This is a genomic window from Tolypothrix sp. VBCCA 56010, from assembly GCF_050875635.1.
Taxonomy (GTDB): Bacteria; Cyanobacteriota; Cyanobacteriia; order Cyanobacteriales; family Nostocaceae; genus Hassallia.
In genome coordinates this window covers 24,520-49,419 of sequence record NZ_JBPAOH010000024.1, presented here as the reverse complement: position 1 = coordinate 49,419, position 24,900 = coordinate 24,520, and the positions used below count along the sequence as shown (strand labels likewise).

The 24,900-nt window shown below is 41.5% G+C and carries 12 protein-coding genes; 4 read left to right on the top strand and 8 right to left on the bottom strand.

Annotation, left to right across the window (positions count from 1 at the left end):
- Window positions 1-440: 440 nt before the first annotated feature.
- Entirely contained in the window at window positions 441-620 is a 180-nt protein-coding gene (locus tag AABK37_RS11080) for a hypothetical protein (protein ID WP_432551625.1), read from the top strand.
- Window positions 621-794: 174 nt separating this feature from the next.
- Here AABK37_RS11080 and AABK37_RS11075 read toward each other — a convergent pair whose 3' ends face one another.
- The 8 genes from AABK37_RS11075 to AABK37_RS11040 all read right to left on the bottom strand — a co-directional run bounded on the left by AABK37_RS11075 (window position 795) and on the right by AABK37_RS11040 (window position 21,545).
- Window positions 795-1,022: a hypothetical protein gene (locus AABK37_RS11075; RefSeq protein ID WP_432551624.1), complete on the bottom strand. Its 228-nt coding sequence runs from the start codon at window positions 1,020-1,022 to the stop codon at window positions 795-797.
- A gap of 328 nt (window positions 1,023-1,350) precedes the next feature.
- Window positions 1,351-3,528: a serine hydrolase domain-containing protein gene (locus AABK37_RS11070; protein ID WP_432551623.1), complete on the bottom strand. Its 2,178-nt coding sequence runs from the start codon at window positions 3,526-3,528 to the stop codon at window positions 1,351-1,353.
- 635 nt (window positions 3,529-4,163) lie between these two features.
- Window positions 4,164-4,373, bottom strand: coding sequence for a hypothetical protein (locus AABK37_RS11065; protein ID WP_432551622.1), 210 nt, complete (start codon window positions 4,371-4,373; stop codon window positions 4,164-4,166).
- Window positions 4,374-4,917: 544 nt separating this feature from the next.
- Window positions 4,918-6,738: a serine hydrolase domain-containing protein gene (locus AABK37_RS11060; protein WP_432551621.1), complete on the bottom strand. Its 1,821-nt coding sequence runs from the start codon at window positions 6,736-6,738 to the stop codon at window positions 4,918-4,920.
- 172 nt (window positions 6,739-6,910) lie between these two features.
- Window positions 6,911-11,644: an amino acid adenylation domain-containing protein gene (locus AABK37_RS11055; protein ID WP_432551620.1), complete on the bottom strand. Its 4,734-nt coding sequence runs from the start codon at window positions 11,642-11,644 to the stop codon at window positions 6,911-6,913.
- Between the two features lie 441 nt (window positions 11,645-12,085).
- On the bottom strand, window positions 12,086-15,352 hold the full coding sequence (locus AABK37_RS11050) for a non-ribosomal peptide synthetase (protein WP_432551619.1): 3,267 nt from the start codon (window positions 15,350-15,352) through the stop codon (window positions 12,086-12,088).
- A 15-nt stretch (window positions 15,353-15,367) separates the two neighbouring features.
- Window positions 15,368-19,903, bottom strand: coding sequence for an amino acid adenylation domain-containing protein (locus AABK37_RS11045; RefSeq protein WP_432551618.1), 4,536 nt, complete (start codon window positions 19,901-19,903; stop codon window positions 15,368-15,370).
- Window positions 19,904-19,949: 46 nt separating this feature from the next.
- Entirely contained in the window at window positions 19,950-21,545 is a 1,596-nt protein-coding gene (locus AABK37_RS11040) for an MBL fold metallo-hydrolase (protein ID WP_432551617.1), read from the bottom strand.
- 448 nt (window positions 21,546-21,993) lie between these two features.
- Between AABK37_RS11040 and AABK37_RS11035 the strand changes: the two genes are divergently transcribed.
- The 3 genes from AABK37_RS11035 to AABK37_RS11025 all read left to right on the top strand — a co-directional run bounded on the left by AABK37_RS11035 (window position 21,994) and on the right by AABK37_RS11025 (window position 24,870).
- Window positions 21,994-22,161, top strand: a complete 168-nt coding sequence (locus tag AABK37_RS11035) for a hypothetical protein (protein WP_432551616.1) — start codon at window positions 21,994-21,996, stop codon at window positions 22,159-22,161.
- Window positions 22,162-22,700: 539 nt separating this feature from the next.
- Entirely contained in the window at window positions 22,701-22,988 is a 288-nt protein-coding gene (locus AABK37_RS11030) for a DUF1330 domain-containing protein (protein ID WP_432551615.1), read from the top strand.
- Window positions 22,989-23,154: 166 nt separating this feature from the next.
- Window positions 23,155-24,870, top strand: coding sequence for an NAD(P)-binding domain-containing protein (locus tag AABK37_RS11025; protein WP_432551614.1), 1,716 nt, complete (start codon window positions 23,155-23,157; stop codon window positions 24,868-24,870).
- Window positions 24,871-24,900: the final 30 nt, after the last annotated feature.

Genomic DNA, 24,900 nt, shown 5'->3' with positions numbered 1-24,900 from the left:
GATGGCGTACGTACGCTGTGAAGTTTGCCACAATTATCCCAGCGAGTCGAGTGTTTTAACAGTAATATTTAATTTCTTTGCTTTCTTCATGCGGTTTATACACAAAACAAAGCCCTGTACATAGTTTTACCTTATTGTACAGGGTTGTCTATTATTCTAGAGGCTTAGGATAAACTCCTCTTTAATCGATTTGAGCGCTTCTTTGAGATTATCAACGGATTCCAGTTGCAAGTGGAGCGGAAAACAAGTTGTAAACCAACCCACAGTCCGCGATAAATCGGGATTAATATAGCAATCCTTGTAGGAACTGTGAAGTCACCGACTACCAGAAACCCGGTTTGTTTGAATCAACCGGGTTTCTCAAAGTTCACGAATGATTTATGGTTTAATCCAATTGCATGTTATCAATTAAGTAACGTGTTGTTTCCGGCGAGACTTGGATGTTAAGATCTTTGAGTTTAGGAGGTTTTCGAGGCTCTTCAGAAGGGTTGGAGGCAGGGGAAGCGGCTTGGGAATTGCTTGTAGACTCTACAGAAGTCTCTTGGGAATCGCTTGTAGACTCTACAGAAGTCTCTTGGGAATCGCTTGTAGACTCTGCTGAATTTGATGGTGTTGCTTGATTGTCTGTCATTTTTTTCTCCTAGGATTTGTTCTTTTTGATTTGGAAAAGAAATGATTTGGAAAAGAAAACTGTCTAACTGTCGTTGATTTAGTCTTGCCGCAGAGAAGTCTTGCCGGAGTGTAGCCTCGTACATTCAGGCGATGTGCAGTGGTCTATGAGCGATTTCAAAGTCTCAATCGAGGCGATCGCGCCTACGTTCAATAGTTGTTCGTTGATGAACGTTTTCACTGTAAATATAATTTATTTGCAGCTTGTTCTTAACTACTAATCTATTAACATCTAGCATTGGAGCGCGAGTACCTAACAGACTGTGATTGATGCCGGAGAATTCCAAGACCAGCCCCCATCCCATTGATACTGATTGTAAACCGGTAGCAGTTGAATCAATCGGACAAATCAATATAAGTTTTTCTTAACATTCAACATTTTTGGTAATCTTCTCTTGATTCGGGATTAATATAGCAATCCTTGTAATAACTGTGAAGTCACAGACTATTAGAAACCCGGTTTGTTTGAATCAACCGGGTTTCTCAAAATTTACGAATGATTTATCCTACCTTCCGCACCCTAAACTGTCACACAACGAAAATTGGTCGTTTGGAGATTTGAGATTAGCGATCGCTATCTCAAATCTCCAGGCTTTTGTATAAAAATTATCGTTGTAGGTATTCAAAAATCCGAAATTACCGATTGTGACACCTGGGGGTGCGGAATGTGGAATTTATGGTTTAATCCAATTGCATGACCTTAATTAAGTGAAGCGTTGTTTTCGTCGAGATGTCGATGTTAACGTCTTGGGCTTTAGGAAGAAAAGCGGCTTCAGGCTCGTTTGTCGGCTCTGGAGAATAAGCGATTGGGTGATTTTCATGGGCAAGGTCTAGCTGTTTAAGGAGATCCAAGGTTTTATCCATAAGAACACGAATATTGCTATCATCAATCACTTGACGCTCGCTTGTAGGCGCTTTCTTATACCTACTCTCCATCGCCGGGATCACCTGCTGCATCCGCTTAAGAATAATACTGGTATTATAAATATCTTTGCGATCTCTGATAGGTACTTTCTCAAACCTGCTAATCATCTCAGACATAATCCGCCGCATCCGATCAATATAGTCAAGCGAATTCTTAAGCTGGTCAATCTTAATCTGCTCAACAATCTGATCCTTGTCCGGAAGCGATTTATCCACGTTAGGCAGCCCAAAGGAATTTAAAAAAGCATTGGATTTCTGAATTAATTTATCACTCATTAGGTTGATGAGTCCAATCTGTACCTCAGGGGATTCCAGTGGATTACGCAATTTATTGAGTTGTCCGACTTGAGGCCCAATCATTTGAATGACTCCTTCCTCAGCACCTTGAACAAACCAAATTTTAGCTGCTTGAAGCACATCAAAATCAGGCTTTAAAGGATCTGCTGACATTACTTGCATGATCCTGTGATTATTCGATGCTCCTATGTAATAGATATGTAAGGGATCTTGTTTAGAGGGACACAACTGATAAATCCAGCCGTCTTTGAACAATACCAAGTGACGATCTGGGTCTAGCGCTAAAGTCCACCCCCCTTCATAATTACCGAGAAGCAACTCTACATCGTCCACATTTTCGGGTGCGATCGTGTATGAGGAAACTTTGGTGGGAATTGTTGTTTTCAAATCCTCCACAAACTTCTGATAAAGGGCTTCATTGTTAATGAAGTTGTCGAGATCGCAGTCATAGAGTAACTTTAGCAATTCTTGATTCATTTCCATCGACAACTCACGACCAAAACAGCCATTGCTGAGGATGACCATGCCGATATTGTGCTCTGGAACTAGCATCTGCATACAAGCCCAGGATGGTAAAAACCCTCCATGATGCCGAACTGTGATTTTTTCGGCAGGATTAGATTTCCTCTTAATTTCTTCTATCCACCAACCCATTCCGTATCTTGTGGTTCCTGTAATACCTGTATCACTACGCTTGGTTTTAGTTTCTTTGCCTTCTACATTCCAAACTTCCTGTAGAATTTCAGCGTTAACCACCCGCTTACCATCTGGGCTTACTCCGTCGTTCAACAACGTTATCAGGTAACGGTTCATATCTTCAACGTTGGAAACACTCTGACCTGCTGGGGCTATACCATCGATAAAGTTAATACTGATCGAACCTTTTTCAAAAGTTTTTGCTTGTCCATCACTCATATCGAGTCCGTAGCTAGTAGCATAGTCCCTACTAGCAGTTGATAAAATACCAGTGATACAGGTACTTTCCATGCCAATAGTATCAAATACTTTCTGGCGCATCAAGTGCTTATAACCTTGCAGCAATTGGGCTGTAGATGTACCATTTTTTAATGGTGTTAGGTAAGCAGCGCTGGCAAACAGCTCGTTGTTATAGATGTGTTCCCCCTCACTGCCTGGATAACATGGCAAAAAAGGGATATTTTTGATCGTGTATATTGCCGATTGGTCATTCCAAAGCGTTGAATTAGCACCAAATATTTCAGATTTGATGTTAGCATACCGATTAAGTGCACCCTCTATGCCAGTACACATTCCCAATAAATCTCTAACTCTTACTTGCTTGGTGGTGGCAGGGGGAAATTTGTACTGTGAGCTAATTTCCGACACTGGAGTATCCCAAGTATATAAACCCTTATCTACTTGAGTAGCAACCATAAAAGCGGTCAATGACTTAGTGATTGACCCCAACGTAAAAAGAGTTTTTGAAGTCGTTGGCTCCTTGGTTGCCAAGTCTCGCACGCCAAACCCCTGAGATACCAGCACTTTGCCATTTTGAACAATGCCTAATGATGCCCCTGGCACCATATAGAACTGCATCCTTTTCTCAAACTTTTTCTTAAAGTCTTCCAATTGTTGTGCAGATAAGGATGATTTTGGGGCTTTTGTTGTACTGTCTGACATTTTTTTATACTAGGATTTGTTCTTTTTGATTTTGGGCAGAAAACTGTCTAACTGTCATTGATTTAGTCTTGCTGCCGAGAAGTCTGAAGGAGTATAACCTCCTACATGAAGGCGATGTACAGTGGTAAATGAGGGATTTCAAAGCTTCAATAAAGGCGATCGCCAAACGTTCAATAGTTGTTCGTTCATGAAAGTTTTAGCTGTAAATATAATCCATTTGCAGCTTTTTCTTAACTACTAATCCATTAACATATAGGAGATCAGTATGAGTACTTAAGAGGATGTTTCAAAAGTCCAATAAGGTAAAAAATGTCGTTCTAAGTGGAGCCAAGTGTAACTAAGAATCTGGTTTTTTTCGCATATACTAAGTACAAGATTTCACAAGTTCGTAACGTTATTGAGTGCCGTAAACCCCGATCAGTAGGTTCTTCAATTCGTCACGGATTTATGAAATCCAGTCCTAAGATGTTTCACTCCGCTTCGCTGCGTTCAACACGACATCTAACAACCCTTTTAAAACATCCTCTAACGTGTTGTGATTGATACCGGAAGATTCCTGGGTGGGCCCCATCCGATTGATTCTGATTGTAACCCCGTAAAATCACTTCTAACCCCGTAAAATCACTTAATTAACTTTAAATAAGAAAAACTAATAGGAGCTTGGTTTGAGCTTCCAGTTTTGATCTGGTGGCAGCATCATTACTTAAATAGCGCAGGATGCCATAACCAATCCCTTTAAAAGGTATGCTCTGCAACTGCTCTTTAATCGATTTGAGCGCTTCTTTAAGATGATCAACGCATTCGAGTTGTAAGTGGAGCGGAAAATAAGTTGTAAACCAACCCACAGTCCGCGATAAATCAGGATTAATATAGCAATATTTCTATAAGTTTTGTATAGCAGTTGTGAAGTCACTGACTACCAAAAACCCGGTTAATTCAAATAAACCGGGTTTCTCAAAGTTCATGAATGATTTATGGTTTAATCCAATTGCATGTTCTCATTTAAGTAACGTGTTGTTTCCGGCGAGATTTTAATGTTAATGTCTTTGAGTTTAGGAATTTTTCGACGCTCTTCAGAAGGCTTGGAGGGAGGGGAAGTGGCTTCAGAATCGCTTGTAGACTCTGCTGATTTTGATGGTGTTGTTTGATTGTCTGTAATTTTTTCTCCTATGATTTATTCGTTTTGATTAGGGCTAGAAATGGGAAAGAAAACTGTCTAACTGTCGTTAATTTAGTCTTGCCCGGTTGATTCAAACAAACCGGGTTTCTCAAAATTCACTAATAGACATAGGAGTAGAAATGAACTATGCGTTGCCCAAAACCCTTGATTAGACGTAGCAGTGCTACGTCTCTACATCTTTTCCACTCCTATGTCTAATGATTTATGGTTTAATCCAATTGCATGTTCTCATGTAAGTAACGTATTGCTTTTTTCGAGATTTTGATCTTACGATCTTTGACTTTAGGAGGTTTTTTACCCTTTTTTACTCTCGGCTTGCGGGGAGCCAGTTCGGGACGATTACGAAAAGTCTCAACGGGTTTATCTGTTAATACACTGAGGACTTTACTATGTGCCTCAAGGGAGTCTAGTAGATTACGCAATTTTTTGAGGTGTCCGACTTGAGGTCCAAACATTTCAATGGTTTCTTGCTCATCATTTTCAACAAACCAAATTTTAGCTGTTTCAAATACATCAAAATTAGGGTCTGAAGGATCTGGTGTCATTACTTTCATGATCCTGTGATTATTCGATGCTCCTACGTAATAGATGAATGAGGAATCTTGTTTAGAGGGATACAACTCATAAATCCAGCCGTCTTTGAACAACACCAAGCGATTATCTTGGTCTAGCGCTAAAGTCCACCCGCCTTGATAATTACCGAGAAGCGGCTCCACATCGTCCAAAAAGTCGGATGCGATCGCGTATGAGGACACTTTCTGTGGAATTGTTGTTTTCAAATCATTCACAAACTTCTTATAAAGGGCTTCATTGTCCATGAAGTTGTCGAGATCAAAGTCATAGAGCAACTTAAGCAGCTCTTGATTCATTTCCATCGTCAACTCACGACCAAAACAGCCATTGGTGAGGATCGCCATACCGATATTGTGCTCTGGAACTAGCATCTGCATACAAGCCCAGCATGGTAAAAACCCTCCATGATGCCGTACCGTAATTTTTTCGGCAGGATTAGATTTCCTCTTAATTTCTTCTATCCACCAACCCATTCCGTATTTTGTGGTTCCTGTAATACCCACATCCTTAAGACTTGTTTTACTTTCTTTGCCTTCTACATTCCAAAGTTCCTGTAGAGTTTCAGCCTTAACTACCCGCTCACCATCTGGGTTAACTCCGTTGTTCAACAAAGTTATCAGGTAACGGTTCATATCTTCAACATTTGAAACACCCTGACCTGCTGGACCTATACCATCGATAAAATTAATACTTATCGAACCTTTTTCAAAAATTTTTGGTATTCCATCACTCATATCGAGACCGTAGCTCGTAGCATAGTCACGACTAGCACTTGATAAAATACCAGTGATACAGGTACTTTTCATGCCAATAGCATCAAATACTTTCTGACGCATCAATTGCTTATAAGCTGGCAGCAATTGGGATAAAGACGTTTTATTTTTTAATGGTGTCAGGTAACCAGCGCTTGCATACAGCTCGTTGTTGTAGTTGTGTTTCCCAATCTTGTTTGGATCGCATGGCAAAAAAGCGATATTTTTGATAGTGTATATTGCAGATTGGTCATTCCAAAGCGTTGCATTAGCACCATATATCCCAAGGTCTATGTTCGCATACGGATTAACTGCACCCTCTATGCCAGTAGCCATCCCCAGTAAATCTCTAACTTTTAGTTGGGTGGTGATTTGAGTGGGAAATTTGAACTGTGAGGTAATTTCAGACACTGGAGTATCCCAAGCATATAAACCCTCATCTATTTGAGTAGCAATCATCAAAGCTGTCATCGACTTACTCATTGACCCCAAGCTAAAAAGAGTTTTTGGAGTAACTGGATCCTTGGTTGCCAAGTTTCGCACGCCAAACCCTTGAGATACGAGCACTTGACCATTTTGAACAATGCCTAGTGCAGCTCCTGGTACCATATAGAACTGCATCCTTTCTTCAAACTTTTTCTTAAAGTCTTCCAATTGTTGTGCAGATAAAGCTGATTTGGATGGTGTTGTTGTACTGTCTGTCATTTTTATCTCCTAAGATTTATTCTTTTTGATTTTGGTAACAAAACTGTCTAACTGTTGTTGATTTAGTCTAGTTACTGGTGCGAGCCGCAGATAAGTCTTGCCGGAGTGTAGCCTCCGACCTCTGGTAAGATGCAGTATAAGCTGTTGTTGTATTGTCTATCATTTTTTTGTCCTAAGATTTATTCTTTTTGATTTTGGCTAGAAAACTGTCTAACTGTTGTTGATTTAGTCTAGCCGCAGAGAAGTCTGAAGGAGTGTAGCCTCTTATTTCCGGCGATGTACAGTGGTCTATAAGTGATTTCAAAGCCTCAATGAAGGCGATCGCCAGACGTTCAATAGTTGTTCGTTGATGAACGTTTTCACTGTAAATGAAATCGATTTGCAGCTTGTTCTTAACTACTAATCCATTAACATCTAGCAGATGAGCGCGAGTACCTAAGGGACTGTGATTGATGCCGGACGATTCCTGGGCGGGTTCCCATCCCATTGATTCTGATTGTAACCCCGCAGGATCAGTAAATTGACCTAAATAATTAAAACTAATTTGAGGTTGGGTTTGAGCTTTTAGTTTCTCATGGGTGGCAGGATCGTTGCTTAAATAGCGCAGGATGCCATAACCAATCCCTTTAAAAGGTATGCTCCGCAGCTGCTCTTTAATCGATTTCAGGGCTTCTGCGAGATTATCAACGGATTCTAGTTGCAAGTGGATCCCAAAACAAGTTGTAAACCAACCCACAGTCCGTGATAAATCTACATCGTCAAATAATTCTTCCCTACCGTGACCTTCTAAGTCAACTAATAATGATTTACTGCCAGTATATTTGGCAAAGCTTTGTACTAATGCAGTCAGCAGCACATCATTAATTTGTGTATTATAAGCCTTGGGGACTTCTTGTAGCAAGGTACGAGTTTGTTCTTCTGTTAAGGAGACTGATACTGTGCGACTGGATGCAAATATGTTGGCATTCTTGCCTTCGGGATAGTCCACCGGCATAGAGGAAATTTTTGATGGAGACTGGGCAAGCCAGTAGTTTAACTCTTTTAAAAGCGTTTCGGATTGAGCATATTCAGTCAGTCGAACAGCCCAATCTTTGAAGGAGGTGGTTTTTGGTTGAAAGATATCATTTTGCTCGCTTTTTTGGTAAGCTGTTGACAAGTCTTCTAGCAGAATCCGCCAGGACACGCCATCAACTACTAAGTGATGGATGACAATTAGCATTCGACTAGGGCGATCGCCTCCCAACCCAAACAGCACCACTCGCATTATCGGTCCTGTTGACAAGTTCAAACTAGCTTGTGTTTGGTTAGCGATCGCCTCTATATATCCTGGCTGTTCCGCGATCGGAATATCACACAGATCCACGACTTGGAAAGGTATTTGCTCATCTGGGGTAGCGTACACTTGCAGACATTGCGCCTCTTCTCGTCTAAATCGCAAGCGTAAAGCATCGTGATGGATTAATATTTTTTCTACTGCTCGTTCTAAAAGCTTTGGCTGCAAGTCAGTCGGCACTGACAACAAAACTGATTGATTGAAGTGATGAGGTGCGGGTAAATTCTGCTCCCAAAACCAATGTTGAATTGGAGTATTGGGTGCGGAACCCGTTACCAAATCTTGTGTCGCTTGGATAGAGGTAGTTGTGCTAGCTACTGTTGCTAATTCGGCGATTGTCTGATATTGAAATAACTGTTTTGGTACCAGATGCAAACCGGCTTGATTAGCTTTGGCGATAATTTGAATACTAATGATAGAATCTCCACCCAAGGCAAAGAAGTTGTCGTGAACGCCGACTTTTTTAACCCTCAAAATCTCGCTCCAGATAGTTACCAAAATTTCTTCTGTGGGAGTTCTGGGGGCGACATAACCATCGCGATCGCCTTCTGTGTCTGGTTCTGGAAGGGCGCGGTGGTCTACTTTGCCATTGGGGGTTAAAGGGAATGCTTCCATAATCACAAAAGCTACAGGCACCATATATTCTGGTAGCCTTTCCTTAAGGAAGGAGCGCAATGCACTGCTGGTTGGTTGTTCTAAGTAAGAAAGTACATAAGCTGTTAAACGCTTGTTGCCCGGTTGGTCTTCGCGGACTATAACTACCGCTTCTCGCACTTGCGGGTGCTTGCTCAGGATCGCTTCTATTTCTCCCAGTTCAATGCGGAAACCGCGAATCTTTACTTGATTGTCGATCCGTCCCTTAAATTCGATATTACCATCGCTTAAGTAACGCACCAAGTCTCCTGTTTTATAGAGACGGGCATCACTACCAAAAGGGTCAGCAATGAATTTTTCAGCTGTTAATTCCGGACGGTTCAAGTAACCGCGAGCCAAACCGTCTCCGCCAATATACAATTCTCCTGGGACTCCTATGGGGACAGGTTGAAGATGGCGATCGAGAACGTAAATAATTGTATTAGATATCGGACTGCCGATGGGTAGGTTAGTTGCTCCTTCTGGTACTGACTCTACTAAATACCAGGTGGAAAAAGTCGTACTTTCAGTTGGTCCGTACACATGTAGCAGTCGCTGTGGCGGTTCTTTTTTCAGTACCTCTGCTACCCAAGAGGGGTCTACTGCTTCACCTCCGAACAACAGAGTCCGCAGATGCTTGAATATATCTGGCACAACACTAACCAACTGATTGAACAGGGCAGTAGTGACAAACAAAATAGTAATTTTTTGCTCCCGTAGCTGTCGTGCCAATTCTTCGGGTGAAAGCATGACTTCTTTAGTAATGCCTACTAACTTGGCGCCGTGTAGCAAGGCTCCCCAAATTTCAAAGGTTGCGGCATCGAATGATATATTGGAAGCTTGAGCTATGGTATCATCGAATATCTGCACATAGTTAGTCTCAAACACCAGACGAATTACGGCTTGGTGGATTGCTGCTACACCTTTAGGTTTGCCTGTAGAGCCGGAGGTGTAAACAACGTAAGCCAAGTTCGTGGGTTTTATCTCTTCATTGAGGTTGTCGCTGCTTTGGGTGCCGATCGCTTGCCAGTCTGTGTCTAAGCAGACTATTTGCGCTTGATGTTCCGGCAAGTTGGCTGCCAATGCAGACTGAGTAATCAACACTGGCACTTGGGAATCTTCCAACATATAAGCCAAGCGTTCTTGAGGATAGTCCGGTTCGAGAGGAACGTAAGCGCCGCCTGCTTTGAGAATGCCTAACATGGCGACGATCGCCTCTACGGAGCGATTGACACAGAGTCCCACTAGCACTTCTGGACTAACACCCTTAGTTTGCAGATAATGTCCTAGTTGGTTGGCACGGGAGTTTAACTGCTCATAAGTGAGTTGTTCTTGTTCGTAGCTTACTGCTATGGCATCGGGGGTCTTTTTGACTTGTTCTTCAAATAACTCGACTATAGATTTGTCGGCAGGATAGCCAGTTTTGGTATTGTTCCAGGATAATAACTGCTGACTTTCCGCATCTGTCAGCAGAGGTAATTCTCCTATAGGGCGATCGGGGTTAGCAACAATTCCTGCCAGCAATGTCTGAAAATGCCCGATGGTGCGAGCGATCGTTTCTCTGTCAAACAAGTCACTGTTATATTCCCAGGCTCCTTCAATCCCTGCTTCTGTTTCCCATATCGATATTGTCAAGTCGAATTTGGCTGTCACGCTGTCTGTTGACAAAGGCTTGAGAGTAAGACCGGGCAGTTCTAATTCTCCCATAGGTGCATTCTGCAATGCAAACATGACCTGGAATAGAGGACTGTACGAGAGAGAACGTTCCGGTTGTAAAGCTTCTACCACTTGCTCGAAGGGCACGTCCTGGTGTTCGTAGGCGTCCAGAGCCTTCTGTCGCACTCGCTGGAGCAATTCTGAAAAACTAGGATTACCTTTTAAGTTGGTACGCAATACCAAGGTATTGACAAAAAAGCCAATTAGTGACTCAGTTTCTTCGCGGTGACGGTTGGCGATCGGGGTACCTATGCAGATATCTTCTTGAGCTGTATAGCGATAAAGTAAAGTCGCCAACGCACTTAATAAAATCATAAATAGGGTAGCACCGGACTCTTGAGCCAGAGTTTGGAGTTTTTTAGTTAATTCTGAAGATAGTTGAAATTTCTGGCTGCTACCGCGAAAGCTTTGAACTGGTGGACGAGAGCGGTCTGTAGGTAATTCTAATAGTGCGGGAGCGCCTAATAATGAATATTTCCAGTAATTAAGTTGGGTTTCTAAAACTTCTTTGCTCAACCATTGCCGCTGCCATACTGCAAAGTCAGCATACTGGAAGGGCAATTTTGGTAAAGGGGAAGGTACTTCTAATAAGAAGGAGCGATACAAAGTTGACAATTCGGTGATAAATATCCCCATCGACCAACCATCAGAGATGATATGGTGCATGGTTAGCAGCAGCACATGGGATTTCGACTGTCGTAATATAGTTACCCGAAGTAAGGGACTTTTTGATAACTCGAAAGGCTTTTGTGCTTCCTTGGTTATTAACTGCTTGACTTCCTCAGACTGTTCCTTCTCGGACAAACCTTGCAAGTCTATAACTGGTATAGTTAAAGTCAGTTGAGGGGCGTTAGCGCAGCTTTCCGCAGGAATCGCCTGCACTGGGATACCATTTAATTGAGAGAAACTGGTACGCAGGACTTCATGACGCCGCACAATTTCTTGGAGCGCTTGCTCTAAGGCTTTGAGGCTGAGGTTTCCAGCGAGCTCTACGACTGCGGGTATATTGTAAGTGGAACTGCTACCTTCGAGTTGCTCTAAAAACCACAGTCTTTGTTGATTCCAGGATAACGGAATTGGTTGTTCTCTAGAAACTGGGGCGATGGTTGGGACTTTTGATTTATCCTTTGTTTTCGAGTTTTGTTTTTCTGCTTGCAGCTTTTTTAGTACAAGTTCGCGTTGTGCCGGAGAAAGTTTTTCTAAACGTTTTTGTAGGTCACTCATAATTTGTAAATTATTGTTTGCTGATGGTTACAAAGAAAGGCAGAGGGTCGAGGGCAGCTATGCTGAAGGTAAAAAGTATCAATTAAAACTTTAGTTGTGGGTAGGGTGTCCACGCTTGTAAGAAAATGTATTTCGAGACGCGCTAGCTTTGCTTAGACGGCATTGCGCGTGGGTTCCCGTGACTCATAGCTGCCTCCTGCCTTCATGAATACCTTTGTTTTATTGTTCCATAGACCTCTTGCAAAAGTCGAAAAGTTGTGGATGTCATTCTCAGCCAAACGCAGTGTAGCGTTCGCGCAGCGTGTCCCAAAGGGACTCAGAATCTCGCGAGATGTTTCGCTTCGCTCAACATGACATTTCAAGCATTTTTGCAAGAGGTTTCATCTGTGCATAGCATCTTTTTTAGAAATTTGTTGGTTAATTATTAAAATTATCCTAATGCTATAACTTTTCCCCATTTAGCTGTTGTTGTGCGTCTTGCTCGGGGAGTTGCTCAACTTCAGCCAAAATCTTTTCCAAAGCATCGGCTTGGGCTTCTGCTAGCTGAAGTTCTGTAACAAAAGTTGCCAATGCTGCGACGGTAGGGTTATCAAAAACACTACGCAAAGATAAGTCTATTTCAAAAGCGGCTCGCAGTCGAGAAATCATTTGGGTTGCTAGCAGAGAATGTCCTCCTAAATTAAAGAAATTATCATCAAGTCCCACTTTTTCAACTGACAGCAACTTTTGCCATACCTCTGCAATCTTTTTTTCAGTATCAGTTTTTGGTTCAATATAAGTAATTTCATATCGGGACTTGGGATCGGGAGGAGGAAGAGCGTCTCGATCTAGTTTTCCATTAGGAGTCAGGGGTAAAGCATCCAGCATGACAAAAAAGCTGGGGAGCATGAAATTGGGAAGTTTTTGCTTTAGATAAAACTGCAAGTCATGTATTAATTGATTAACATATTCTCCTTCTGTTTTTAACTTTATTGGAACAATGTAAGCAACTAACTGCTTATGTGTTAAATCATCTTCTCTCACGACAACAACCGATTTTTGCACGGCGGGATGTCTAGATAGTACTGACTCAATTTCTCCAAGTTCAATGCGAAAACCGCGTATTTTTACTTGATTGTCTATTCTACCTAGAAACTCGATGTTTCCATCTACAAGGTAACGAACCAAGTCTCCGGTTTTGTAAAGGTGATTCTTGATTTTGCTAAACGGGTTTGCTACAAACTTTTGATCGGTTAATTCCGGACGATTTAAGTAACCCCGTGCTAAACCGTCTCCGCCGATATACAATTCTCCCGGAACTCCTATGGGGACAGGTTGCTGGTTACGGTCTAAAACGTAAAGGGTTGTATTGGATATGGGACGACCTATAGGGATGTTTGTCGCTCCGGCGGTCACTTGTTCTATTAAATACCAGGTTGCAAATGTGGTACTTTCTGTGGGACCGTAGACATGCAACAATCTTTCAGGAGGTTTATTTTTTAGTACCGCTTCTACCCACGATGGGTTGACAGCTTCTCCTCCAAACAATAGAGTTCGCAGGGATTGAAATATATCAGTACGGAAGCTAACTAATTGATTGAAAAGGGCGGTAGTGATAAATAATATGGTAATTTTATCTTTGTTTAACTGCTGATGAAGCTGCTCTGGGGAAAGCATGACTTCCTTGGTTATTCCTACAAACTTAGCTCCATTAAGTAATGCACCCCAAATCTCGAAAGTTGCTGCGTCAAAGTTCGCGTTTGAAGCTTGTGCAATACATTCATCGGAGGTTATTTGCACATAATTTGTTTCTTTTACTAAGCGAACGATCGCTTGGTGAGGGACAGCAACACCTTTGGGTTTCCCTGTAGAACCGGATGTGTACATTACATAGGCTAAGTTGGTAGGTGTTACTTCAGTTTTTGGGTTGTCACTGCTATAATTGCAAATAATCCAATCTGTATCTAAACAGACTACTTTGGCTCGATGTTCGGGCAAGTTAGCTGTTAATTGAGATTGACTCACCAAGACAGATATTCCTGCATCTTCTAACATATAGGCTAGGCGCTCTTGGGGATAAGCGGGGTCGAGGGGTACATAAGCACCACCAGCTTTGAGAATGCCTAACATTGCAACAATCATGTCGAGGGAACGTTCGATACACACTCCAACTAAAACTTCAGTCCCAACTCCCATGCTTTGCAGGTGACGTGCTAGTTGGTTTGCACGGCTATTAAGTTGTTGATAAGTAAGTTTCAAATCTTCGTAGATAGCCGCGATCGCTTGAGGATTATTCTCTGTTTGCTGTTCAAATAATGTTACAACATCCGCTTCGTAAGGATAGTTTGTTTTTGTCTCGTTCCATTCTACTAAAAGTTGATTTTTCTCTGCATTCGTTAGCAGCGGAACCTCAAATAGTCGCTGGAAAGGGTTAGCAGCGATCGCCTGTAGCAATGTTTGGAAATGTCCCAGCATTCTGCTAATAGTAGCAGCATCAAAGCGTTCTGTGTCGTAGCTAATTCGTATTAATAATTCCGATCCTGGGATGGCGATCGCACTCAGAGGATAATTAGTTTGTTCAACTCCTGTTATATTAGTAATTTCTAAGCTGCCAAATTGATGCTTAGATGATTCGTCTAACGGATAGTTCTCAAATACCAACAAACTCTCAAATAAAGGCATTCCTTCGGAAACTTGACTGTTAGCCTGAATTTCTACCAGAGGGCTGTAGGAATACAAATCCCTTTCCATTTGTTGAGAAAACAACTGTTTGAGCCAAGGTAATACTTCTATATCTTTTGGTACTTGAATCCTAATCGGTACTGTATTAATGAACAGTCCTACCATAGATTCCACTCCGGACAAAGTAGGAGGACGTCCGGAAACTGTTACCCCAAACACGATATCCGACTCACCACTATAGCGACTTAACAGTAGTGCCCATGCTCCCTGCACGATTGTATTTAAGGTGAAAAAATTTTGTTTTGCCAGTGACTGTAATGCTGTTGTAGTCTTTGCTGATAAATACTGTTGTTCGTATGCAGATTTTTCTAAAGAAATGCGGTTTGTCGCACTACGATCCACTATCAAAGGAGTCGGATTTGTAAACCCATCAAGGGTTTTTTGCCAGAATGTTTTTGCTTGTTCAAAGTCATGTTTATCCAACCAAGCAATATAATCGCGGTAGGGACGAACGGGAGGCAAAGATATATTTTCGTTTTTGTCGAACGCTTGATAAAAAGCCAATACCTCTTGGAGAATAATAGACATACTCCAACCATCTGTCACCAGATGATGATGACTCCATATTAATTCGTAGGTATCCGCCTGCAACTGAATTAATCTCCAACGCATTAGCGGTGCTTGATTAAGAGGAACTTGCTGCTCTAATTCAGATTGCTTGAAAGCTTGCAAACGCTCTTGCTGTTCTGAAGAAGACAGGTGTTGCCAGTCTAAGTTTTCCCAAGGCAAATTTACAGACTTTAACACTACTTGCAGTGGCTTTTCGCGACTTTCCCAGAGAAATAAAGTCCGCAAAGCTTGATGTCGTTCAACGACTCTTTGCCAAGCCTCCTGGAACGCTTGAACTTGCAGATTGCCTTGCAATGTAAAGTTTAATTGCTGAAAGTAAATTCCTGATTCTGGCGCGTAAAGCGTATGAAATAGGATTCCTTCCTGTGTTGAGGAAAGCGGATATATTGCTTCAATATTTTTGTTTTGTTTATTCATCCTCTTGATCCCCCATCACCAATTAATTTCCGCAACCAAATTATCTAGTTCTGACTGGCTTAATGCTACATCAGGAAAATCTGAAGGTGTATAACTGCCCGTATCTGGCGAAACGCAATGCTCTATTAGAGAGTTCAATGCTTTGATAAAATCATTCGCCAGATTTTCAATCGTAGTTTTTTTATGGATATTTTCGCTGTAAGTCCAATCTAATTGGAACTTACCTTCAACCACCAATCCGTTGAGTTCTAGTAGATATCTGCGTTTTCCAGATGCGCTTTGAATAAGACCTGTATCTTCTTGGGCAAATCCTAAGAAAATAGATTCCGATTGCAAAGAATCAAATTGACCCAGATAGTTAAAACTTACCTCTGGTTGAATCTGATTTTTCAGTTGTTCTCGAATAGTAGTATCTGAATTGAGATAGCGTAGTATTCCGTAACCAATGCCTTTGGCAGGAACATTCCGCAGTTGTTCCTTGATTATTTTCAGTGCTTCTCCAGGCTGATTAACAGTTTCGCCCAATTGCAACATCACGGGAAATCGACTTGTAAACCAACCAACTGTCCGCGACAAATCTACATCTTCCCATAGTTGTTCGCGTCCGTGACCTTCTAGTTCTACAAACAGTCCGCTAGCATCGGTCCATTTCGCAAAACTTTGGGCTAATGCTGTAAGCAGCACGTCGTTAATTTGAGTATTGTAAGCAGATGGAACTTCTTGTAACAGAACACAAGTTTGTTCTACACTCAGGGATACTGACACAGTTTGACTGGATGCAACAGTGTTATTTTCTTTACCGTCGGGAAAATCTACTGGCATAGCAGTAACATCCGAGATGTACTGTTGTTTCCAATAATCCAGTTCTTTTAAGACTGTTGCAGATTGAGCATATTCAATCAGCCGATAAGCCCAATCTTGGAAAGAAGTGGTTTTAGGGGGCAATTGAATAGTTTCTCGGCGATCGCCTTGTTGGTAAGCGCTGTTCAAGTCTTCCAGCAAAATGCGCCACGAGATGCCATCAACGGCTAGATGATGGATGACTAAGAATAAGCGATCGCGTCTATCTTCACCCAGCTTAAATAAAACCACCCGCATTATCGGTCCTGTTGCCAAATTCAAGCTTGCCTGAATTTCAGTTGCAGATGACGCGATCGCCTCTGGCTGTTTTTCAGCGGAAATATCAGACAAATTTATGACTTCAAACGGTATATCGTCAACTGGGGCGATTGCTTGTTGCCCTGGCAAAGCGTTACGCAAGCGCAAAGCATCGTGATGTACTAGCAATTGCTGAACCGCTTGCTTCAATAACTCAGGTTTGGGCTTTGATGATACCTCTAATAGTATTGATTGATTGAAGTGGTGCGGTTCGGGTAAGTTTTGCTCCCAGAACCAATGCTGAATTGGGGTTAAGGGCATCACCCCTGTAATTATTCCCTGTTCGGCAATAGTTGAAATAGTACTACCTGCTAGTGCTGCTAATTTGGCGATCGTCTGATACTCAAACAGTTGTTTGGGATTGAGTATTAAACCAGCCTGATTTGCTCTAGCAATCATCTGAATACTGACAATCGAGTCCCCACCCAATTCAAAGAAATTGTCGTGAATACTGACTTGTTTTCGCCTTAACAGTTCGCTCCAGATAGCTGCGAGGCATTTTTCCTGGGGTGTGCGGGGTGCGGCAAAATCCACATCCGTGCTAGATGTTACATCCTGTGGTGTTGGGAGAGCGCGGCGGTCGATTTTGCCATTAGGCGTAAGTGGCATCACTTCCAGGCTGACAAACGTTGCTGGCACCATATATTCTGTCAGTTTCCTCTTGAGGAAATCCCGTAGTACGCTAGCAGTAGGAACCTCGTCTGAGTCAAGAGGAACAATATAAGCTATCAGACGCTGGCGATCTTCGTCTTCTCGGACTATAACTGCCGTTTCTTTTACACCTTGATGTTGTCCCAAAACAGCTTCGATTTCTCCGAGTTCGATGCGGAAGCCGCGAATCTTTACTTGCTCGTCTATCCGACCAAGGAATTCGATGTTACCATCATCTCGGTAGCGAGCTAAGTCTCCAGTTTTATAGAGGCGGGCATCAGGTTCATCGCTAAAAGGATCAGCAATGAATTTTGATTGAGTTAATTCTGGGCGGTTCAGATAGCCGCGTGCGATTCCAGCACCGCCGATATACATTTCGCCTTTAATGCCGATGGGGACTGGTTGGAGATGGCGATCGAGAATATAGATTTGAGTGTTGGCGATCGGGCAACCGATGGGCACCGATTGTTTTTGTTGCCAATCTTGACAGTTATAAACGCTGCTCCACACTGTCCCTTCTGTTGGACCGTATTCATTAAATAGACCGCAATCGGGTAAACTTAGGCGATGTTGCTCGATCAGCTTCCCCGGACAGGGTTCTCCTGCCACGATCGCTGCTTGCAGTCCTTCTAGTTGCTGTGGCGAAGCTTGCTCCAAAATAACAGCATAGAGAGAAGGAATGCTCAATAAATAGGATACCTGATGTTGTGCTATTAATGTTGCTAGCTGTAGCGGCTCAAATTGAAACTGCTGTGGTGGCAGTACCAGGGTACCGCCTTGGCATAATGTCCAAAAGATGCCTGCTACGGAACTATCGAAGGCAAAAGAAGATAGTAACAAAAAAGATTGCGGTGGTTCTTGGTAGTAAGTCCAACGGTTACTCGTCGAATGTACTAAATTTTGATGCGTTACTAAAACTCCTTTTGGCTTTCCTGTGGAGCCTGATGTATAAATCGCATAAACTAAATTTTCGGCTGTAATGTTACTGCTAGGACTGTCTTCGGGACTATCAGCTATTTCCTCCCACTCTGAATCCAGACAAATGACTTGTCCCCAATGGGCGGGTAGTTCTGCTTCTAAATGCTCTTGGGTTAATAATACGGGGGGCTGTGCATCTTCTAAAATAAAGGAGATGCGATCGAGGGGATAGCTGGGATCGATTGGTATGTAAGCACCACCTGCTTTCAATATCCCCAGTATTCCTACTACCATCTCCAAGGAACGTTCTACACAAATCCCCACTAAAACATCGGGTCCTACGCCCATTGCTTGCAAGTAGTGGGCTAGTTGGTTGGCACGTTGATTTAACTCTTGATAGGTCAGCTGCTTATCTTCAAATACTACCGCCACCTGTTCGGGAGTCTGCTCTGCTTGCGCTTCAATTAGTTGATGAATGCACTTATCTTGAGGATAATCAGTTTTGGTATTGTTCCATTTTGTTAGTTGTTGCTGTTCCTGTTCTGTTAACAATGGCAACTTCGCCAGACATTTTTCTGGTTCTGTCACCATGCTTGCAATTAAAGTTTGTAGATGTCCCAAGAGGCGGGCGATAGACCCTGACTCAAAACGGGCGCGATCGTATATAATTTCTAAGGTTAATTCTTTCTCTTTATCCGATCGCGCTGTTATGGCGATCGCGTAATTCTTTTCTGACCAACTTTTTATGTTGCTAACACTGATGCTCCCGTATTGCGATCGCATCAAAGCTTGTTCGTGAGAATCTTCAAAACCTACGTAGCTGGAGAATATTGGTAAATTTATATTACTCCAATCCCGAATTTGTTGTATCGAGTTATATTCGTATTGTTGTAAATTAACTTGCTGCGCTTGTAATTCTTGCAACCAAGAGCTTACAGATACATCGGGGCAAACGCGCACTCGTATTGGTACAATGTTCTCAAAAGCCCCCAGCATCGACTTCGATCCTTGTAGCGCTTCTGGACGACCAGCTACCTGGATGCCAAATACTACCTCTTCTTCCCCAGTATACCGACTTAATAATAGAGCATAAGCCCCTTGCACGAGAATGTTTAAGCTTAACTGACACCGGGAGACTACCGTTGCTGGGATTTTTAAGTGCTGGCGATCGCAAGTCCCAGATGCACCCCCCAAATACTGTTCTATCACCAATGGGGTAGGTGCAGAAACGCCTTTTAACGACTTCCAAAAAACTTCAGCCTTTGACTTATCCTGTTTCTTTAGCCAATTTATATAATCTTTGAAAACCAGACTTTCTTTTAATTGCAGATTTGTAGGGCGATCGCCCTCTTGATAATTAGCAAATATCTCGTTTAAAAGCAAGTAACAACTATGTTTGTCTAGAATTAAGTGATGATATGTCAGAATAACTTGATATACTTGTTCTGACATCCGACAAACCGATAGTCTGGCAAGGGGGACTGTAGAAGAAGACCGGAAAAGCTGCTCTCTTTCGCTTTCAAGAAAATTATCTAGCTTTAGAACCGTTTCTCGCAGGGATAAACTGCTCCAATCTTGTTTGAAGATCGCAACTTTCAGTTGTTTAATGACAACTTGCCGGGGACGTTCCAAGTTTTTCCCAACAAACAAAGTCCGCAACACAGACTGTTGATCTACTGTCAGTTGCCAAGCTTGTTTCAATTTCTCAACATTTAGTCCAAGCACCTCACAAATTAATTGACCGCAACCTTGCATATTATCTGCCAATACTGTTTCTTGTACGGGCGATAAGGTGTAGATTTCTTCAATATTTTTTAGATCCATTACATTCCCTTGTTTATTCCTAATTAAACAGATTTGGCGACGAATCCTAGTTTTTTAGAAATAATTCTTTTTTGACAAACAATCTTTCAGATATTATCCCGCGACTTTGACACTCAGAGACTAATTTATTAGCCTCAGCGGAGGCATTACTTTCTTCTGGATTTTCAAAAGACATCAGATAACTCAACCAAGGTTCATACCCCATTGCATAGACATAAACTTCTTTTGGTTGTAAACTCTCAATTAAGGCGATCGCTTTTTGGTAATCACTACCACTGGATGCCCGCGAGCGATCCATTTTTCGAGGTAATGGTTTAATTAATAAAGCTCCATAAGCCCAGCTTAGAGGTGCTCCATCACATTGGACTCCCAAAAAAATTAGATCGATTTTTCCTAGTGCTTCTCGAATATTATCGTAAATCTTGTATTCGCAATTACTTGAATCTGCTCCCACTAAAATCGCGTTATCTTGCAAGTTTACCAAATAGGCTATTTTCGATCTAATTTTCAGGTCTGCATGTTCTCCCAAAAAAGGTAAACCTGTAATCATTCCACCATTCACATCTATTGTTTCTATTTCGTCCAGCTCAATTACTTGTTTAAACCCAATATTATGCAACAATAATTTCATTGATGGATCTGTTAATTCGCCACCATTATTTTTCGGCACAATTACTGTTTTAGTTTTGTGACGCAGTTGTAACAAAGTTTCCAGCATAAAGTGATCGTGGTGCTGGTGAGTAATTAGTATATAATCTATGGTATCTGGTAGATCGGCATAGGTGTAACGAGAAATTCCACTTTCATATTGATAGCTAATCAGGGGATCGCACAAAATGCTGATGTCTTTTGATTCAATTAAAATACAAGCGTGACCAAAATAACGAACCCTTACCTGTTCTCCTGTATATTTGCTAAGTGGCGCTGGAACTGCCTCTGTAAAAAACGATTCAAACAAAGTTTTATCGCCGTTTTGAATATCTAATACTTCCTCAATAAAACCTAATGGTTGGGAAGTTTGTTTCATCTTGAACAACTCATCTAGCCCTTTATGGTTGAAATGAGTATTGAGACGAAAACTGTTTTCAGCTTCTAGCCTGGGAGTACTGAAAATAAAGGGACGCTCGTCTTTGTTAACTAAACATAGGGATAAACTTTGCAATGTTTTTTTGTAAAACTTGCTTTTGTATAACAATCCTTCTATAAACCGAACTGACGGTTGATTATTAATGTCATAAACAAGTTCTACATAACCTTTCAAAACATCAGGTACATCTTTATAAAGAGGCTCTATTGAATAGCCTTTAGCTTCATCCATTAATAATAAATGAAGGTTTTTAATCGCTTCTGCCAAGTCTAGCAGTTCCTTTCCATCTTCTTGAGTTTTTTGCATCAGATGTTTAATTTGATCCACTCGACTTTCGTCGTAGTTAATGAAAGGACCTCCTTTCATTTTGGGATTTTTCAAAGCGGAAATATGAAAATGGGGAGCTGCTACGAATGATTCCATTATTTTTAAATGCGAATTAACCATATACATAGCAGCAGTAGTTGGCGACATCAAGTAAGGCCAAGCATACCATTGATTAAATAATGGCTCTGGTTGTACATTTTGTTTTAAATATACTTTTTTATTACTCATTATCACTTTTTAAATTTATAACTTCAGAACGAATTTTCAGAGCTACTCTGATTTTTACAGCAGGGTTAGCGCATCTCAAACGTTATTGACAAGCAGATTAGAGGCATCATTATGTTTAAAGAAACAAGTCTTAATAATAGTAAGCATATAATTATTCATTGCGGCTCGATGAGACTTTTGACTTAGAATTGTAAAATTGAATGCACTGATTATACACTCATCGATATGCTGCTAACCATTGCTTCCATATTTTTTGCAATTGTTCACAAGGAAATATCGGAATCTTTGCAACACTGTTCAAGGGTGAATTCTGACTCTTCCTGAACGGATTATGTCCGTAATTCAGAGCCGATTTTTTTGCGATATTTCGCAATTATATTTGACCTGAACGCAATTGCAATATACCACAATAGTAGCGAGAGCGATCGCGCCCACATGAAGAGGCTGAATGCTCAAGGGTGGAATGAAAGAGCGCGATCGCGCCCACATGAAGAGGCTGAATGCTCAAGGGTGGAATGAAAGAGCGCGATCGCGCAGGGCGCAGACACCTTTGGCGTATCGCAAAGATTTTTTTTCTCACAAGCATACAGTACGAGCAGCACTGCGTTGTGGTTAAACAACGGATTAGGTGGACTATGTGTAAATGGCATCCGTCGTCTTTAGCATACTTAGAGCAGAACTGAACTATTCAGCTATGTTTTCTCCTCATTAATTTGGCGGACTTAATGATAATTATAATCAAATTTCAGCGCGAAAAGGGAAACGTCCTTCCCTTTTCCCTCCTACCCTTGTTTATTATCATTCTCATACAACAAACATTTAAGTATATTCGCTCATTGACAAAGTTAAGGCAGCCTTAAATTGTAATGAACAGATAGTGCACCGTCCAAAAAAATGATTATCGTTATCATCGAACTAGGACAAAAAGAAAAGATTTTTTCTTTCTTTAGAATTGAACAACCAAAATCATGTATTATCAAAACAATTACAGCCTAAACACTAGCTGTTTAATAGAGTTTAACGATTGCCAATAACATGAGATTGAAAAACTGTAAAGGTACACTACATCTAAAACCAGAGTAAACAAAGCGTAAAGCTTAGTAGAATTTGTGGTCAGCTACCAGAATTAATCACACAGAAAAGGGGTTGTAATCTATGGCTACTTATTTAATAGCTTCAATAGCGGTAAAAAATGCTGAAGTTTATGAAGAATACAAGCACAAAGTCCCTGATACAATTGCCAAGTATGGCGGACGTTACTTAGTCCGTGGTGGGGAAGGGGAAGTAGTAGAAGGAAATTGGAAAACAGATCGATTGATCGTTTTAGAATTTCCTGACAAGAATGTATTCAAAAGCTGGTATAACTCTGAAGATTACAATAATTTGAAAGCATTGCGTCAAAATAACGCCGTGAGCAATATTGTCATCGTCGAAGGAATTTAGCTGTTATGAGTCACCATTGACAGCGAAGACCTCATCATCTTCAATTTGAGGTTTGTCTGGTAAAAACACAGCGACAATATTTACAAGTTGAAGTAGCTCTATCCGTCAAATCAGGATGACAGAATATTTAAGTTGACAACTTAAAGTATCAATGGAGAACAATAGCATGAAAAGTGATATCAAAACCTTCAAATATATAATCGTTGGTGCCGGACCTGGCGGTATCCAGATGGGATATTTTCTTGAAAAGAACAATAAAGATTACATTATCCTAGAAAAAAATGATACGGCAGGGTCATTCTTTGCAACCCAGCCAAGGCATAGAAAGCTGATCTCGATAAATAAGAAATACAACAGCTTTACAGAGGATGAGTTCAACTGGAGGCATGATTGGAACTCTCTTCTCAGCGATGATCCTTCGATGAGATTTACTTGCTATACGGATGAACTTTTCGCAAGTGCAGACATCCTTTATCAATATTTACAAGATTTTGCCAAGCACTTTAACCTTAATATTTCCTACAACGTAGCTGTAACCAAAATTAAAAAAGACAGTGATGGAGATTTCTTATTATCTACGTCAACTGGGCAAATATATAAGTGCCAATGCCTTTTGTTGGGGCTAGGAGCTGTTGTGCCCGAAATCCCTGATAATATTGAAGGAATTGAATTGACAACGGGATACGAAGATCACCCATTAGATATTGAACTATACCGAAATAAGCGAGTTGGTATCCTCGGTCAAGGTAACTCAGCATTTGAAACAGCAGAATATCTCTCAGGTGTTGCGGCATTTGTCCACATTTTGGCTAAACAGCCAGTCAAATTTGCATGGGAAACTCATTTTGTCGGCGATCTTAGAGCAGTTAATAACAATATATTCGATATGTATCAGCTAAAATCGCTTCATGCGGTTCTCAATCCACGCGTGAAGAGAATTAGCAAGGTATCTGAAAACACATTGCAGACGAATCATGAGTATGATTATCCGAATGCAAGTGTTCCGGGTACATTGAAGCTGACAAGAGAGTATGACTTTATTATCCGCTGTACTGGATGGAAGTGGTTTAATGAAGAGCTTTTTGATGAAATCAAGCCTCAGACTTGGAAACGAGGCAAGTATCCTGAAATAACGCCGATTTGGGAATCTGTTAACGTTTCAAACCTCTTTTTTATCGGGGGCGCTATGCAAGGTAACGATCGCCAAGCATCGTCCGGCTTTATTCACGGATTCAGATACAACATAAAAACTTTATTTCATCTCTTAGAGGAGAAATTCGAGGGCATTCCATATCCCAGGAAAACCTTTGAGCCACTCGACTGGGACGAGTTTTTGAACTGGATGTACCAACGCTTTAGCATTTCTGCTGCTCTTTTCCAACTCTACGGTGTCCTGTGTGATGTGTTAGTCCTCTCTGAGGACTTGAAGCAAGCAACCTTGTACCAAGAATTGCCACTCAAACATATACAGCAGCTCGATTTCAAAGAGCAGCACGTTTTGTTCCTGACTTTAGAATTCGGCTTCCATAAGTTTGATGAGTCCAGTATTACTTTTCTCGGACCCTCCGATCCGGTCGATACCTCCTGTGCTGCATTCTTACATCCGGTCATACGACATCTACATAAAGGAGTCACTGACGAGTTTCATTTCGGAGATTCTCTTTTAGCTCGATGGGATCGACCTCATGGAACAGGGGGAGCTGTCATGTCTTATCACTATACCTTCCAGAAATGGCTCGAAAGTAAACTAGGCTTGAACTTCAATTTACCTGAACCTGTGGAAGGTGGTTCTTACCACAAATGGTCAGAGGAAGAGATCGCACAATGGCAGCAGACCCACGCAGCGAGCACGTCTTCTCATCCGTGTAAACGACCGATTTGACATCCTCAGCGCACAATTTGTTTTTTGGTC

Excerpts from the sequence above, each read along its gene's own strand:
- AABK37_RS11080 (WP_432551625.1), top strand. The coding sequence starts at position 441 with ATGTTAAGATCTTTGAGTTTAGGAGGTTTTCGAGGCTCTTCAGAAGGG.
- AABK37_RS11070 (WP_432551623.1), bottom strand. The coding sequence starts at position 3,528 with ATGTCAGACAGTACAACAAAAGCCCCAAAATCATCCTTATCTGCACAA.
- AABK37_RS11060 (WP_432551621.1), bottom strand. The coding sequence starts at position 6,738 with ATGACAGACAGTACAACAACACCATCCAAATCAGCTTTATCTGCACAA.
- AABK37_RS11055 (WP_432551620.1), bottom strand. The coding sequence starts at position 11,644 with ATGAGTGACCTACAAAAACGTTTAGAAAAACTTTCTCCGGCACAACGC.
- AABK37_RS11050 (WP_432551619.1), bottom strand. The coding sequence starts at position 15,352 with ATGAATAAACAAAACAAAAATATTGAAGCAATATATCCGCTTTCCTCA.
- AABK37_RS11045 (WP_432551618.1), bottom strand. The coding sequence starts at position 19,903 with ATGGATCTAAAAAATATTGAAGAAATCTACACCTTATCGCCCGTACAA.
- AABK37_RS11040 (WP_432551617.1), bottom strand. The coding sequence starts at position 21,545 with ATGAGTAATAAAAAAGTATATTTAAAACAAAATGTACAACCAGAGCCA.
- AABK37_RS11035 (WP_432551616.1), top strand. The coding sequence starts at position 21,994 with ATGCTCAAGGGTGGAATGAAAGAGCGCGATCGCGCCCACATGAAGAGG.
- AABK37_RS11030 (WP_432551615.1), top strand. The coding sequence starts at position 22,701 with ATGGCTACTTATTTAATAGCTTCAATAGCGGTAAAAAATGCTGAAGTT.
- AABK37_RS11025 (WP_432551614.1), top strand. The coding sequence starts at position 23,155 with ATGAAAAGTGATATCAAAACCTTCAAATATATAATCGTTGGTGCCGGA.